Origin of the sequence: Maribacter ulvicola (genome assembly GCF_900155985.1) — a bacterium.
Classification (GTDB): Bacteria; Bacteroidota; Bacteroidia; order Flavobacteriales; family Flavobacteriaceae; genus Maribacter; species Maribacter ulvicola.
The window spans coordinates 137465-152944 of sequence record NZ_FTMA01000002.1 but is presented as its reverse complement, the minus strand read 5'-3'; the positions used below and the strand labels follow the sequence as shown (position 1 = coordinate 152944).

Annotated in this window: 20 protein-coding genes; 8 read left to right on the top strand and 12 right to left on the bottom strand. The window is 34.9% G+C overall.

Going from position 1 to position 15480, the window contains the following annotated elements:
• Nucleotides 1–3: 3 nt before the first annotated feature.
• The 4 genes from BW936_RS09350 to BW936_RS19900 form a co-directional block, all read right to left on the bottom strand.
• A complete protein-coding gene (locus BW936_RS09350; protein WP_244156203.1) occupies nt 4–519 on the bottom strand; it encodes an AraC family transcriptional regulator in 516 nt (171 codons plus the stop codon).
• Nucleotides 520–525: 6 nt separating this feature from the next.
• A complete protein-coding gene (locus BW936_RS19910; RefSeq protein WP_244156202.1) occupies nt 526–759 on the bottom strand; it encodes a hypothetical protein in 234 nt (77 codons plus the stop codon).
• 209 nt (nt 760–968) lie between these two features.
• Complete coding sequence (locus BW936_RS19905; protein ID WP_244156201.1) at nt 969–1628, bottom strand: MFS transporter; 660 nt, start codon at nt 1626–1628, stop codon at nt 969–971.
• Between the two features lie 42 nt (nt 1629–1670).
• Nucleotides 1671–1952 (bottom strand): MFS transporter, encoded by a 282-nt coding sequence (locus BW936_RS19900; protein ID WP_244156200.1) that lies wholly within the window; start codon nt 1950–1952, stop codon nt 1671–1673.
• Between the two features lie 209 nt (nt 1953–2161).
• Here BW936_RS19900 and BW936_RS09340 point away from each other — a divergent pair, with 209 nt between their 5' ends.
• Nucleotides 2162–2533: a hypothetical protein gene (locus BW936_RS09340; protein WP_076548127.1), complete on the top strand. Its 372-nt coding sequence runs from the start codon at nt 2162–2164 to the stop codon at nt 2531–2533.
• Nucleotides 2534–2575: 42 nt separating this feature from the next.
• A complete protein-coding gene (locus tag BW936_RS09335; RefSeq protein WP_076548126.1) occupies nt 2576–3298 on the top strand; it encodes a hypothetical protein in 723 nt (240 codons plus the stop codon).
• 87 nt (nt 3299–3385) lie between these two features.
• Here BW936_RS09335 and BW936_RS09330 read toward each other — a convergent pair whose 3' ends face one another.
• From BW936_RS09330 to BW936_RS09305, 6 genes are read right to left on the bottom strand one after another with little or no spacing between them, the layout of a single operon-like run.
• On the bottom strand, nt 3386–3685 hold the full coding sequence (locus tag BW936_RS09330; protein ID WP_076548125.1) for a hypothetical protein: 300 nt from the start codon (nt 3683–3685) through the stop codon (nt 3386–3388).
• Nucleotides 3682–4920, bottom strand: a complete 1239-nt coding sequence (locus BW936_RS09325) for a cation:proton antiporter (protein WP_076548124.1) — start codon at nt 4918–4920, stop codon at nt 3682–3684. The genes BW936_RS09330 and BW936_RS09325 overlap by 4 nt, the downstream gene beginning before the upstream one ends.
• A 5-nt stretch (nt 4921–4925) precedes the next feature.
• A complete protein-coding gene (gene ligA / locus BW936_RS09320) occupies nt 4926–6917 on the bottom strand; it encodes an NAD-dependent DNA ligase LigA (RefSeq protein WP_076548123.1) in 1992 nt (663 codons plus the stop codon).
• A gap of 5 nt (nt 6918–6922) precedes the next feature.
• Nucleotides 6923–7504: an LOG family protein gene (locus tag BW936_RS09315; protein WP_076548122.1), complete on the bottom strand. Its 582-nt coding sequence runs from the start codon at nt 7502–7504 to the stop codon at nt 6923–6925.
• Entirely contained in the window at nt 7501–8370 is an 870-nt protein-coding gene (prmC, locus tag BW936_RS09310) for a peptide chain release factor N(5)-glutamine methyltransferase (protein ID WP_076548395.1), read from the bottom strand. The genes BW936_RS09315 and prmC overlap by 4 nt, the downstream gene beginning before the upstream one ends.
• Before the next feature lie 2 nt (nt 8371–8372).
• Nucleotides 8373–8858: a GNAT family N-acetyltransferase gene (locus tag BW936_RS09305; RefSeq protein WP_076548121.1), complete on the bottom strand. Its 486-nt coding sequence runs from the start codon at nt 8856–8858 to the stop codon at nt 8373–8375.
• A 77-nt stretch (nt 8859–8935) separates the two neighbouring features.
• Here BW936_RS09305 and ribD point away from each other — a divergent pair, with 77 nt between their 5' ends.
• From ribD to BW936_RS09290, 3 genes are all read left to right on the top strand, one after another.
• Nucleotides 8936–10042: a bifunctional diaminohydroxyphosphoribosylaminopyrimidine deaminase/5-amino-6-(5-phosphoribosylamino)uracil reductase RibD gene (ribD, locus tag BW936_RS09300; RefSeq protein ID WP_244156199.1), complete on the top strand. Its 1107-nt coding sequence runs from the start codon at nt 8936–8938 to the stop codon at nt 10040–10042.
• Nucleotides 10035–10637: an HAD family hydrolase gene (locus BW936_RS09295; RefSeq protein WP_076548120.1), complete on the top strand. Its 603-nt coding sequence runs from the start codon at nt 10035–10037 to the stop codon at nt 10635–10637. The genes ribD and BW936_RS09295 overlap by 8 nt, the downstream gene beginning before the upstream one ends.
• Before the next feature lie 126 nt (nt 10638–10763).
• On the top strand, nt 10764–11366 hold the full coding sequence (locus tag BW936_RS09290; RefSeq protein WP_076548119.1) for an IMPACT family protein: 603 nt from the start codon (nt 10764–10766) through the stop codon (nt 11364–11366).
• Between the two features lie 3 nt (nt 11367–11369).
• Here BW936_RS09290 and BW936_RS09285 read toward each other — a convergent pair whose 3' ends face one another.
• On the bottom strand, nt 11370–11768 hold the full coding sequence (locus tag BW936_RS09285; RefSeq protein WP_076548118.1) for an acyl-CoA thioesterase: 399 nt from the start codon (nt 11766–11768) through the stop codon (nt 11370–11372).
• Nucleotides 11769–11970: 202 nt separating this feature from the next.
• On the opposite strand from BW936_RS09285, the gene dnaA reads away from it, so the two are divergent.
• Genes dnaA through BW936_RS09270 form a run of 3 tightly spaced genes read left to right on the top strand, consistent with a single transcriptional unit; the run spans nt 11971 to nt 14583 of the window.
• Nucleotides 11971–13395 carry a chromosomal replication initiator protein DnaA gene (gene dnaA / locus BW936_RS09280; RefSeq protein WP_076548117.1) on the top strand — a complete coding sequence of 475 codons (1425 nt, stop codon included), beginning with the start codon at nt 11971–11973 and terminating at the stop codon, nt 13393–13395.
• A 12-nt stretch (nt 13396–13407) separates the two neighbouring features.
• Nucleotides 13408–13860 carry a low molecular weight protein-tyrosine-phosphatase gene (locus BW936_RS09275; RefSeq protein WP_076548116.1) on the top strand — a complete coding sequence of 151 codons (453 nt, stop codon included), beginning with the start codon at nt 13408–13410 and terminating at the stop codon, nt 13858–13860.
• Nucleotides 13861–14583 carry an SAM-dependent methyltransferase gene (locus tag BW936_RS09270; protein WP_076548115.1) on the top strand — a complete coding sequence of 241 codons (723 nt, stop codon included), beginning with the start codon at nt 13861–13863 and terminating at the stop codon, nt 14581–14583.
• 151 nt (nt 14584–14734) lie between these two features.
• On the opposite strand, the gene BW936_RS09265 is transcribed toward BW936_RS09270, so the two are convergent.
• The gene (locus BW936_RS09265; RefSeq protein ID WP_076548114.1) at nt 14735–15364 is read right to left on the bottom strand and encodes a hypothetical protein; all 630 of its coding nucleotides are present in this window, start codon (nt 15362–15364) and stop codon (nt 14735–14737) included.
• Between the last annotated feature and the right edge of the window lie 116 nt (nt 15365–15480).

Here is a 15480-nt window from a genome sequence, read left to right as displayed (position 1 = left end):
ACCTTAGTTCAATGCTTTAAACTGCGTAGGACTTACCCCGACGTTCTTTTTGAAAAACCTGGAAAAGCTACTGATAGATTCAAATCCTAATTCAAAAGCCAATTCCTTAGTAGTAACCTCACTTTTAATCAGTTTTCGTTTCGCTTCAGTAATTTGCCGTTGCTGAATTACCTGTTTAGCCGTTAGACTTAGTTTATCCTGCAGAACTTGATTTAAACGTTTTGTACTAATCCCCAATTCATTGGCATAATAATCGGCATTCGTTTCAGTCAGAAAATTAACTTCCATCAATTCTAAAAACTGAAATACTCTTTTTTGATGAATATCTTGAGGTAATAACTCATCATTCTGAAATCGAATTAAATGTAACAATAGCACCTTCAACAAGGTCTTCAGCATAATGTATGACACTGTATCGCTATAGTACTCATCTTTCAGTAATTCAATAATCTTAATTGTTTGATTTACTTCTGTTACATCTTGAATATGAAACTGCAGAAATTTATTAAATAGCGACATTACATCTTAAGCATACTCTATATCATCTTCATCAATTAGATCACGCTCAAAATTGATTAATATACCTCGGGTACCCAAAAGAGCACCACCACCAAACACCTCGTTCAATGGTTTAAAATGAACTATCAAGGTTTTATCTAAATCGTATTCAAAATATATACCCATAGAATTACCAGATAATAATTCTGTTTTCGCATCCAATTTTAAATCGATTTTTATTTTGGTTTTCCAGCTATTCAAATTCTTTTGCTTTCATAGTACGCTATAAAAGTATAAAGAATTCAAGTAACCTTAATCTTTGCTTGCTTTTCGAAATTGATAATACATTACTATCGCAATAACCAATGCTAAAGCAGCAGCCACACCATATGCCGCCATGTAATTTTTAGAAATGTATTCTATGAAGATAGACAAGAATTAACCTCCAAAGACCGCCATAGAAAACAACCCTAAATTTTTCCTTGGTTTTGAGTATTACTGACCTCAATGGTCCTATGATTTAAAAGTGGAATGGTAAATCCAAATCCTATTTCAATACATATAGCGGTCAATATTAAGAAAGGTACACTTGTAACTAAAGCGAGAACTATATAGCCCAACATAAAGAAAACAAACCCTAAAGTAACCGTCTTTCCATCTCCTAATAATTTAACCATTCTAGGCATTTGACTAGCCGTAACAATCGCAATCACAGAAATGAATGCCATAAGATATCCTGATTCAAACTCACTAAAACCAAAGTTCGCGGGCAGATACAATGGTAGGGTTACAAAACTTATGAAAAACAACATCATAGCCAATAAAGACGATGCTATTATTATCCGTGTTTTAAGTTTTTCCTTTGTGGTAACCTTAGCGAAGGTCTCCTCTTCTTTGACGGATTTTTTAATCTTAGGTAAAGTTTTAAATACCAACAAAAGACACACTAACGCAATGAGGTAGATATAGAAGGGATATTGCCAGAATATCTCCCCTAAAACACCGCCTATTGCCAAGAAAACTATGCCGCCTAACTCTATTGCCATTCCTTGCCAAGCAATCATTTTCATACGTGCCCCACCTTCATATTGAGCAGCTATATATACTGTTACCGAAACTTGAATTGCCACGATTGCTGCACCCAGAAGAAAACAATCTAAAATTAAAAGGTATTAATTGTCTATAAAAGCACCTATTAAACCCAAAACGGCATATGGCACAAGTCCAACGGCAAGCAATTTAAGCGGACTCATCTTATTCAACAACCAGCCAATTAAAGGCGTAAAAACGACGACACCCAATGAAGGCAATGTAATTAACCAACTGGGCGAAAAACCTAAATCTTTATGTTGTATAATTCCTAATAACGATGGTGCAATTACCGTACCTACCATAATCGTTAAACTGCTTACTAACAGCAGTGTGAATATTCCGAAGTTTGATATTTTTTTCATACTGCAAAGTTCAAACATAATCGTTTGAAGCACTTTGCCAATTTGCTAAATTGGTTAACCAAAACAGAAATTAATCTTCAACTTTATAGCTTACAATTAATTACAGAAAATTCTTCAAAAAATTAGCGGCCAACTAAATAAATAACAAGCATTAACGTTATATAAAAGATTGATTTAGAACCCAATTTTTTAAACCTTAACCCACTATCATGCTTAAAGCATTTAACCATTTTATTTTTTTAATTACCTGTATTTTAATAACCTCCTGTAGTTCAGAAGACTCAGAACCAGAACTTGAGTTTGTAGATTTTGAAATGACCATTTCAGAAGTAGAATTTACCTCAGCAAACATTAAAATGACCGGAAGATATTCTAGTGAGAATAGTCTAATTCTATATCGAGAAAAAAATTCAAACGATTCTTATCAGTCCATTCCTTTAGAAGGTTTTTACGCCAGTCTTACGGGCTTAAAAAAGGCAACTACTTATGAGGTAAAAGCAGAAGTTTCTAATAATAGTACTAGCCTAGATAGCGAAACATATTACTTTACTACCAAAGCAGTTGAAATTGATTATGAATAACTATTATCTGATGATTTGGTAGGATATATAAACAACTTAGAAATGTTTGCGCATGGCAATAAGGAAATTGTAATACACGCAGAAGGTTTAAGTGACTATACAGATGTTGCTCTATACCTAGTAAATGAAAATAGAACCGATAGTTTAAAAATGACCTCAACGATAGTTGCGGACTCTTTAAGCTTTACTATACCAGAAGATTTTGTATCACAATCACCAAGAGAAGAATTCAAGAAAACGTATATTGGATTAGAGATTAATGATACTTACCAATACCTATTAAATAAACATGCTTGGATCAATCAAATTAGCGGACATACCGTTACTGGCGATGAAAGTTTATTAAAGTTAAAAATTTTCAACACTAAACCCAATATTAGGTCTTTAACGGTTGTTGGACCTTATGACAGTGGGTGTTTCAATTACACAAAACTTCATTTTAGTGGTGAATACTTAGGTTATTGGGATGAGTATTATTGGACACCTGAAAGTGCCACTATTAACATATATGATGCCAACGGTGAACTATACGTTTCTTTATTTCAAGATTATGATAATTATACAACTGAATGCGGAAAACTCTATTTAAGTATTGTAAGTCAACAGGTACTTGATGAAGGTTTATTTCGCTATCATCAAAGAAATGTGGCTACTGCAGAAATATATCAAATGCTCGATGGCGACTACACAGCGCAATTGACATTTAATTTCAGTGATGGTCAATTACCTGTAGAATCGAACATATTTGAGTTTACCGTAGATTAAAACGTCATATCAAATATATAAGGTTAAACATTTATTGTATTATGAACACACCTTATAGGCAAAGAAACAATAAATTAGAACTTCAACTCAATTTATAAGTATATATTCCACAATTACCTTAAGCTCTTCGTTTAAGGTAATTGTTGGATATTCTTTTTTTGCCAACCTGTACCAATATCCTGCATTAAAACGGTCGCCTTCTTTTCTGTGTAAATAAGCATGTAACCAACTACCTAAATTGTTGTGCATGTCTTGAGCTATATTATGAGAAGCCTCCCAATTGCCTTTGGCATCATACCAAGCGGCTTTTAATCCGTCTGACCATTCTTTTGGAACAGTGGATAGTTCTAAACTCTTTTCAAATTCTAAATAGGTCTTTGGCTTCATTTTACTACGCGTTTAATAAGTTTTTCCACCGTTAAGCCTTGCCCTATAATAGAGAATACAACAACTATATATGTGATTACTAGAAATGCATCTCTATGCATCTCATCAGACAGGCCTAATGCCAATGCTATAGAAATACCTCCACGCAAACCGCCCCAGGTCATCACCAAATTTGTCCTTGGTATGAAGTCCAATTTCTTCTCAAAGAACTTAATGGGAATCAATAGGGATAAATAACGACAAATAAGCACTAACGGAATTGCCAATAACCCAGCAATTACATATTCTGTTTTAAAAGATAGTACAAGCATTTCCATTCCTATTAAAACAAACAGTAAAGTGTTCAATAAAATATCCAAAAGCTCCCAAAATTTATCTACATAGGTTTCTGTAGTTTCTGACATGGCAGAATTACGAACGGTATCATTACCTACCACTAAACCTGCAGCTACCATTGCCAAAGGAGCTGACAAATGGAACTTTTGGGCAATCAAGGTACCTACCATTACCGTAGCCAAGGTGATAATTACTTCTATATCATAATCATCTATAGATTTCATTAGTTTCCATGTTCCCCAACCTAGTGCTAAACCTAACACCAAACCGCCAACAACCTCAACTCCAAAAAGCTCTAAGATATCTAGCGGACTTACCGCAACCTCAGTGGCTGAAGCCAATTGAAAGATCGTTAAGAAGACTACTACTCCTACTCCATCATTAAATAAAGATTCTCCCACTATTTTGGTTTCCAATTGTTTTGGCGCTCCTGCTTTCTTCAATATACCCAATACGGCAATAGGATCTGTAGGTGAAATCAATGACCCGAACAATAAGCAGTAGATAAAGGAAATTTCCATTCCTATAAGCTGTAATAAATAGTACATACTTGTGCCCACTAAAAAGGTTGATACCAAAACACCTAAGGTAGAAAAGACAATTATAGGCCAGCGTTGTACTTTTAATTGTTCAAAATTGGTATGAAGTGCTCCCGCAAACAACAGAAAACTCAACATAATATCTAGCAATACAGATTTAAAATCTATCTGGGTAATAATATACCGTTCTGCATTTATCAGAGTATCATCAATATAACCTATACCAAATACGGCTAAGGTAAATACAATGGTTATTAGCATTAATCCAATACTGTTGGGTAGTTTTAAAAATCGGGCATTTATGTAACCAAAAATTGCCGATAGAAATACTAATACTGAAATTATTGTAAAAACATCCATAATTTTTATGCTAACATGTTTATAAAATCTTTCTCACTTATAATTGGTATTTCTAGCTTCTCTGCCTTGGTTCGCTTGCTAGGTCCCATTTTATCTCCTGCAACCAAAAAAGAAGTTTTTGATGATATGGAAGACCCTACCTTACCGCCATTATCCTCTATTTTCTTTTTAAGCTCATCTCTACTTAGAATCTCAAATACTCCAGACACTACAAAAGTTTTCCCCGCAAGAGTATCGGTCTGGTTCTGTAATTTCTCTGCTGATATTTCTAATTGAACACCGTAACTACGTAATCTTTCTATAGCATCAATATTCTTTTCGTTTGCAAAAAAGTCTATGACACTTTGTGCTATACGCTCCCCTATTTCATCTACAGAAGTCAAATGCTCAAGGTCAGCTTCTTTCAAAGCATCTATATTCTTATACGCTTTTGCCAATTTCTTCGCTACGGTTTCCCCTACAAAACGAATACCTAAAGCGAACAATACACGCTCGAAAGGTACTTTTACCGATTCTGATACTCCTTTAACCAAATTCTCGGCGGACTTCTCAGCCATTCGCTCTAACGGTAACACATCTTCTTTGGTGAGTTTATAAAGATCCGCATAATCGTCTATTAAACCTTCTTTAAACAGCAACTCTACCGTCTCACCACCCAAACCTTCTATATCCATTGCCTTTCTAGAAATAAAATGCTGAATACGCCCGGTTATCTGTGGGGGACAGCCATATTCATTTGGACAATAATGTTTAGCATCACCTTCTGTACGGGTCAACTCTGTTCCACATTCAGGACATTGATGTATATACTCCGTAAGTTTTGAATCTGCAGGTCTTTTGGTTAAGTCTACAGCTATAATCTTAGGAATAATTTCCCCTCCTTTTTCTACGAAAACGGTATCACCAACACGAATATCCAATTTTGCTATCTGATCTGCATTATGCAAAGAGGCTCTTTTAACCGTTGTACCAGCCAACAAAACCGGTTCTAAATTTGCTACGGGAGTTATTGCCCCTGTACGACCAACTTGATATGTAATTTCATTAAGCGTAGTAGAAACTTGCTCCGCCTTAAACTTATATGCCATTGCCCATCTTGGAGCTTTAGAGGTAAAACCTAATTCTTCTTGATTCTGAAGACTATTTACTTTGATTACTACTCCGTCCGTCTCGTAAGGCAATTCATGGCGTTTTACATCCCACTCTTCTACAAATGCCATAACTTCATCTGTGGTCTGGCAAAGCTTTGCTACGGTTGGCACTTTAAAACCCCATTCACGGGCTTTCTCCAACATATGAAATTGGGAGTCTATATTTAGGTTTCTACCCACAATACTGTATAGCAAACACTCCAACGGTCTTTCTGCAACAGCACTACTATCTTGCAGTTTTAAACTGCCCGATGCTGTATTTCTTGGGTTCATGTACGGGTCTTCGCCATTTGCTATTCGCTCTTCGTTCATTTTTAGGAACCCGTCAAACGGCAAAACGATTTCTCCCCGAATATCAAACTTTTCTGGATAATCTCCTTTCAACTGAAGCGGAACCGATTTGATTGTTTTAATATTATTGGTAACATCATCTCCTTGAATTCCGTCGCCACGCGTAACTGCCTTTACGAGTTTTCCGTGTTCATAGGTAATACTGATAGATGCGCCATCATATTTTAACTCACAAGTAAATGCTACGGGCACATCGCCTAGGTTACGCTGAATACGTTTCTCCCAGTCTTCTAAATCTTCTTTAGAATAAGAATTATCCAAGGAATACATTCTATGTTCATGAACTACCGTTGCAAAATTCTTGGTGATCATACCTCCCACACGTAAGGACGGCGAACTGGCATCATAGAATTCTGGATGCTTTGCTTCCAATTCCTGCAATTCTTTCAATTTCATATCAAAATCATAATCAGAAATTGTCGGATTATCCAACACATAGTAATTGTGATTATGCTCGCGTAATTCTTTTCTAAGTGCTTCTATTTTTGCTTTCATATGCCTTAAAGCTGCTCTTTATTAATCCATTTTGGTGTTGGTAACGGAATGTAATTTTCCATTTTCTTTAGCAATGTGTCTATATCATCAGCTACCAAAATAGTGTTTATATGTTCTTCTTTTACAAATCCTTCGTTGACCATGTCGTGCATCATCTTTAAGAGAGAATCGTAAAATCCGTTTGTATTTAGTATTCCAATCGGATATTGATGCAGCCCCAATTGCGACCAGGTCAACATTTCAAAAAATTCTTCTAAAGTGCCAAATCCGCCAGGTAGCATTAGTATTCCGTCAGATAAGTCATGCATCTTCAATTTACGCTCATGCATATTTTGGGTAACGATTAATTCCGTTAACCCCTCATGAACCACTTCTTTCTTTCTTAGAAATACAGGAATTACCCCTATTACTTTTCCATCATGATCCAAAACGCCTTCCGCTACTTTTCCCATGATGCCAATTTTAGCTCCACCATACACGAGCTGAATATCGTTCTTTGCGAAAGTTTCGCCTAATTCGTATGCTTTTGAAGCATAGTCAGTATTCACACCCTCACTACTACCACAAAACACTACAATACTTTTCATTTTTTAATTCCTTTAATCATACGGTCATTACCGAACATATCTTTTTTCAACTCAATAGTCTTAAAATTAGAGTCTAACAATAAATGCTTAGTTTCTTCGCCCAAATACTGATTGATCTCTAAATACAGACAACCGTTTTCATTCAAATGTTCTGCTGCATAATTAACCACTGCACTATAAAACTTTAATGGGTCTTCGTCTGGTACAAAAAGTGCTAAACTAGGTTCATGGTCTATGACATTACTTTGCATTTCTGCTTTTTCTAATTCTCGTACGTAAGGTGGATTAGAAATAACAATATCGAATTTCTGGTTTAATTCTTTTGTTGAGGTTTCTTTTTCCAGAGACAGTATATCTGCATGTAAAAACTTGACATCTGCATTAAGCAATCTGTTATTTTCCTCGGCTACTTTTAATGCATCGGTTGAAATATCTAACCCCAAAACTTTTGCATCCGTAAGGTTTTTATCCAACGAAATAGGAATACAACCGCTACCGGTACCCATATCTAAAATGGTCAACGCATTTGTTGCTGTTTTAAAATCATCTAAAACCCAACGAACCAACTCTTCGGTTTCCGGCCTGGGTATTAAGACATGTTTATTGACCATAAAATCTAGGTCCATAAAATGTGCCGTTCCCATAATATGCTGAATTGGCTTTTCTAATTTCAACTCTGATAAAGCCTTGAAAATTACTATCTCTTGCGCTTTATCAATAACCAGTTCTGGCTGAATTGCCAATATAAATCGCTCTAAATCGAAATAATGCTCTATAAGCAAATAGAAAAAGCTATCTACTTCTTCCTTACCGTAGATAACATCCAATTCTGCATGAAAAATGTTTTTAATTTCTTTAAGCAGCACCTTTAAAATGTTTTTAACATGAATACCGGACAAGAATAATGACCTGTATCTCCCATTCTGGTATCTATATAATCAAATCCCATTTTCTTGTATAATTTTTGGGCAGCTTCCATATTATGCATGGTTTCTAAGTAACAAGCAGTAAAACCAAATTCTTTAGCACGTTCCAAACACACCGCAATCATTTTATGACCTATACCTTTACCCCTAGCTTCCTTTAAAAAGTACATTTTCTGAAGCTCACTCACATTCCCCTCATAATTATCTAAGGGGGCCACACCTGCACAACCTAAAATTATCCCATTTTCTTCTACTACAAAATAGGTAGCTTTAGGTTTTTGATAATGCTCAAACATTTTATCCAATGAAGGATCTTCATAAGCTGTACCTATTTTTGGCACACCCATATCAGCCAATACCTGCCGTATAACCTTGGCTACTTGCAGGTTATCTTTTTTTCTAATTTCTCGAATTATGACATTTTCCATGAGAACAAGGCAATAGGTTTTAAAGTACTATTTTTGAGGTGTGAAGATACGTGATATGCGTATAAAGGTAAAGTTTGATGTCCATTAATAATCAAGAGCCCAATAATTCAATGCTGTTACAACTAAATTCGCTATCTATTGATGAAACTTATATGTTTCGTTGTTTACAAATAGCAAAGAGCGGATTAGGAAGTACCGCACCCAACCCAATGGTAGGCGCCGTAATTGTTTGTGATAATAAAATTATTGGTGAAGGGTTTACCAGTGCTTATGGAGGCTCCCACGCTGAGGTCAATGCCATTAATTCTGTTAAAGACCCTTCTTTATTAAAATCATCTACCATCTATGTAACCTTAGAACCCTGTTCTCACTATGGTAAAACGCCACCTTGTGCAGATTTAATCATAAAAATGGGAATCCCTAAAGTGGTCATAGGTCTTAAAGATCCCCATGAAAAAGTAGCCGGTAATGGAATTATAAAACTTGAAGAAGCTGGTTGTTCCGTAAAAGTAGGTGTTCTACAAAAGGAATGTGAAGAACACCACAGACGCTTTCTTTCTTATTTTACCAAAAAACGACCATACATTATTTTAAAATGGGCAGAAACGGTTGACGGATTTATTGCCCCTGAACCTACCAAACGCGGAGAAGAAAAGAAACCGTATTGGATCACCAACTCAAAATCAAGACAACTAGTGCATAAATGGCGCAGTGAAGAGGCTGGTATTTTAGCGGGTACAAATACCGTCTTGGCTGATAATCCGCAATTAAACCTAAGAGATTGGGCAGGGAACCCACCAACACGAATTGTATTAGATAGAAGTTTAAAAATTTCTAAAGATTTTCATATGCTTAACGGAAAACAAAAAACTATCGTCTGTACCGAAATAACAGATTCTAAGTTATATGTAGATAATGTAACCTATAAAATAATCAATTTTAATTCTGATGTACCACAACAGCTATGTAACGTGATGTACGAAGAACATATACAAAGCGTCATCATTGAAGGAGGCTCACAAACGTTACAAAGTTTTATTGATGCAGATCTTTGGGACGAAGCTCGAATTTTTAAAGGTGCAAATAATTTTCAAAAAGGAATAAAAGCCCCCAAACTAGCAGGAAGGATTCTAAAACAAGTTGAAATTTTAAACGATCAACTAACCATACTAAGAAATGATTAAGAACATCATATTTGATTTTGGCGATATTTTTATCAACCTAGATAAGCAAGCCCCTTTATTACAAATGGCAAAATTTGGATTCACCAAGTTAACGCCAGCCTTAGATATCATTTTCAAAGAATATGAAATGGGTTTAATGACATCCGATGAATTCGTGAATAAATTACAGGCTATTTTCACCAACGCTTCTAAAGATCAAATTAAAGATGCATGGAATTCCATTATTTTAGATTTCCCTGAAGAACGATTAGAATTCATTGAAAAATTAAAAAGCGATAACAAATTCCGATTGTTCTTATTAAGCAACACCAATGATTTACATATTGATAAGGTAAAAGAGTCTATGGGAATGGACCGCTATAATAGATTCAAAAACTGCTTTGATGTATTCTACCTATCTCAAGAAATGAAAATGCGCAAACCTAATGCAGATATTTATGAATTTGTTTTAAAAGAAAATAACCTAATTGCAGAGGAAACCTTCTTTTTAGACGACACCAAAGAAAATACGGATAGTGCATCTAAACTTGGCATTCATTGTTGGAACCTGCAAGTAGGCAAAGAAGATGTTCTTGAAACTTTAAGCCATCTTTAAAGGATGTATTTAACGTTTAACCTTCTTTTTTCAAGTTTAACCTTTGTTAATTTTAAATTTAATACTATTCTGGTCGCCTTTGGTCAGAACATAATGATATTCCCTCAATACAAATCTAATTAACCAATGGACACTTATAGAACTATCTCTAAACCATCTGAACCTATTTTGTTCAAAGAGCGTAAGAGTAAGTTTTACGGGTATTGTTTTCCTGTTTCTGACGAAGATACTATTAAAGAACACATAGAAGCATTAAGAAAAAAATACCCAACCGCCAATCACGTATGCTACGCATGGCAAATGGGCGTTGAAACCAAATCGTATCGTGCAAACGACGACGGAGAACCGAATAACTCCGCCGGTATGCCCATTTACGGTCAATTACAATCTTTTGATGTCACTAATACCTTAGTTGCCGTGGTTCGTGTTTTCGGTGGAACAAAACTAGGCGTAGGCGGATTGATAAGTGCTTACAAAGAAGCAGCTAAACTAGCTTTAGAAAATGCCGTAATAATTACGAACGTCTTACAACAGCAATTATCAGTAACATTTGAATATTCTGAAATGGATATTGTAATGCGTTTGGTAAAAAAACATCAACTAAATATTGTATCTCAAGATTTACATCTGAAATGCAAAATGATATTGTCTATTAATAAAAGTGAATTCAAAAAAACAATAGAACTTTTAAAAGCCTATCATAAATTAGAAATAAAGAAAATTGAATAGTTTCTAATACTCCAGTTTATCTAAAAGTATTTGCGGACACTTCGTTGGTCTTTTGCGTTTCATATCCATAAAAACCAACACCGTATTTGCCGTAGCTAACAAATCTCCAGCTTCATTGATTATCTCGTAATCAAACTCAATTCTAACAGCAGGTTTTTTACTCAACAAAACTTTAACAGTTATCAAATCATCATACAAAGCAGGTTTCAAATAATTTATGGACAAACTAATTACAGGAAGCATAATTCCCCCTTCCTCCATAGTTTTATAGGATATCCCCAAGGATCTTAACCATTCAACTCTAGACAACTCTAAGTATTGAGCATAGTTTCCATGATAAACAACTCCCATTTGGTCCGTTTCACTGTATCTAATTCTAAAAGAAATTTCGTTTGTGCGCATTTATTTAAAGTAAAAAGTATATATTTAAAAGATCCCCTGAAAAGTTGACGAACATGAGAAAAAAAAAGGTCAAATTCAATGACAATCGATTTTTTTTTTCAATAATTTGTTCACATATTTGCCCAAGTTGAACGAGAACCTATATTGATTTCTTTTAATCACTTATAGCTCAACACTAACCATTAAAAGAGTATAATTTATTATGAGTGTGACTGCAAATTCCGTATGGAAAAACTGTTTGGTGTTTATTAAGGATAATATCCAACCGCAGGCATTCAAAACTTGGTTTGAGCCTATTAAACCTATTAAACTTTCAGAAAACGCATTAAGCATTCAAGTGCCAAGTAAATTCTTTTACGAATGGCTAGAAGAACATTATGTTAAACTTTTAAAAGTTGCTTTAACTAAAGAATTAGGAGAATCTGCAAAGTTGGTGTATATCATTAGAATGGAAAACACCTATGGTAACAAAGAACCTTTTACCGAAAAAATTCCTAGTTCCAATAGAGGTGCAATGGCTGCCCAAGAAATGGATGTGCCGATCAAATCTAAAAATCCAGAATTACGTAATCCTTTCGTAATTCCAGGAATTAGAAATATAAAAATAGAATCGCAGTTAAATCCTAATTATAACTTTGACAACTTCCTAGAAGGCGACTCTAACCGTTTGGCTAGATCTGCCGGTATGGCGGTAGCAAACAAACCAGGAGGAACATCATTTAATCCATTGTTAGTATTTGGCGGTGTTGGTCTTGGCAAAACGCACTTGGCACATGCTATTGGTGTTGAAATAAAAGACAAATACCCTGAACGTACCGTTCTATATATTTCTGCAGAAAAGTTTACGCAACAATATATTGAATCGGTCAAGAAAAATACACGAAATGACTTTATTCATTTCTATCAATTAATAGATGTATTAATTATTGACGATGTTCAATTTTTATCGGGAAAATCTGGTACACAAGATGTATTTTTCCATATTTTCAACCATTTACACCAAAACGGAAAACAAGTAATCCTTACATCGGACAAAGCCCCTGTAGATATGCAGGATATTGAACAACGCCTACTTTCTCGTTTTAAATGGGGATTATCTGCGGAACTACAGAGTCCGGATTACGAAACAAGAATCTCTATTTTAAAGAATAAATTATATAGAGATGGTGTAGAAATACCAGAAGATATTATTGAATATGTTGCCAAACATATTAAAACCAATATTAGGGAATTAGAAGGCGCTATTATTTCTTTGATCGCACAGTCTACTTTAAACAAAAGAGAAGTTACTATTGAACTTGCTCAACAAGTTGTAGAAAAGTTCGTAAAAAACACCAAACGAGAAGTATCTATTGACTACATTCAAAAAGTAGTTTCAGATTACTTTGAAATGGATGTTGCTACCTTACAGTCTAAAACTAGAAAAAGACATATTGTTCAAGCAAGACAATTAGCTATGTTCTTTGCTAAGAAGTTTACTAAAGCTTCATTAGCTAGTATAGGCTCTCAAATTGGCAAGCGTGACCACGCAACTGTTCTACACGCATGTAAAACGGTAGATAATTTGGCAGAAACCGATAAACAGTTTCGTAAATATATAGACGACCTAACTAATAAATTTTCTTAATACTTACTCTGAATGAAGGTGCTAATGGTTTGCCTTGGTAATATTTGCAGATCTCCATTGGCAGAAGGCATACTAAAAAGTAAAGTTGATGCAACCAAAATATATGTTGACTCAGCAGGGACCGGAGGTTATCACATAGGAAATGCACCAGACCCAAGATCTATAAAGGTAGCCAAAGCACATGGCTTGGATATAAGCAAGCAGGTATGCAGAAAATTTAACGTTTCTGATTTTGACGCTTTTGATATCATATATGCTATGGACAAAAGCAATTATACCAACATTACAAATAGCGCAAGAAATAAGGCGGATACTGAAAAAGTGAGGTTAATTTTAAATGAAATTAGCCCCTTAAACAAAGAAGTTCCAGACCCTTACCATGATGCTGAAGACGGATTTGAAAATGTATACCAAATGATTGACCAGGCTTGCAATTATATAGCCGCCAGATTAGAACAATATTAGATGAGCACACAAAACGGAAAATCAGGGAAAGTATATTTAATTCCTACCACCTTAGGCGAAATGCCACCTTTAGAGGTTTTACCCATTTCAATTAAACAAACTATTGAAAAGTTAGATTACTACGTTGTTGAGAATGAAAAAACCGCTCGTCGTTTTATAAAGAAAATCAGCCCTAGGAAATCACAACCAAGCTTAAAACTTTTTGTATTAAATAAATTTACCGAGGCTACCGATATTCCAAGTTTTTTAAATCCATGTTTAGATGGTTTTGATGTAGGAATACTTTCTGAAGCTGGCTGCCCAGGTATTGCAGACCCAGGAGCTGCCGTAGTTAAAATTGCACACGATAAAAACATTCAAGTAATTCCTTTGGTTGGTCCTTCTTCTATTCTATTAGCCCTAATGGCAAGTGGTATGAACGGTCAAAATTTTGCTTTTAACGGTTACCTACCTATAGATAGTTCTGACCGAAAAAAGTACATTAAGAACTTGGAACGTAAATCAAAAGAAGACAGTCAATCTCAAGTATTTATTGAAACACCGTACCGTAACAATAAAATGCTAGAAGAGCTGATTAAAACACTTGCTCCAAGTACACGAATTTGTGTAGCTGCCGATATCACATTACCAACAGAATACATTAAAACAAAAACCGCCATAAACTGGAAAAGAGAGAATGTAGATTTACATAAAAGACCTGCTATTTTTATTATTCAGGCATAAAAAAAACCTTGATAAATAAATACCAAGGTTTTCCATTTTCATACATAGCCTATAATTGAGGTCTAAATACTTCTACACTTGTGCTGAACTATAAATTATAATTTCACCACAACACATCATAGACCTGCTCCATGACTATTTACCCAAATTCTTATACTCTAGGATTACGCCTTGCCTTTATCATAGAAACATCGTAGCCCGAAAACTTTTTCATATAATTGGAAATACTAGTACCATAACCATCTGAAATCTCCATACGACCGTGAGATCTAAGATATAACTTAACGTTACCAGGACCTGCTAAATGTGCTGCAGCCAGAATACCCGATTCCGTCACCAGAATACCATTCATTTTTACACCAACATAGCGTTTAATATCCTTTCTTAAGATCCATTTATTTCTAGATGTGTTAACATGAAATACTTTTTCTTGCAACACAGGGTTGTTCAAAAACTTATTACCATCATAAACACCAACCAACTCTAGTGTACCTAGACCAAATTGATATTTACCCAGGTAACCATATGTATTTGTTACAAAATAATTACCTTGAGACTCTTTAAAAGCTAACGCTTCTTTAAAACCTATAAATTGACTACCAAGAAAGGGGGGAGCGATTTGATAATTTGCCAATATAGCCTCTTCTTGAGGATTAGAAACCAAAATTGATTTCTTCACTTTTAACTGCTTAGGCACTTCAACCGAAAACGGTTTAAAACCATAACCAGATAAAATGAACATCACAACAAGAGGACAACTTGCTAATATCCATCTTCTCATATCATATATTTCTTAAGACTTACGGCTACTACTATTTGCTTGCTTAAATTTCTGCCGCAAAGGTAGTTCTGAAATTGTTATAGTTTAAGAAGGTTCTGTTAAAAGAATACAGATTT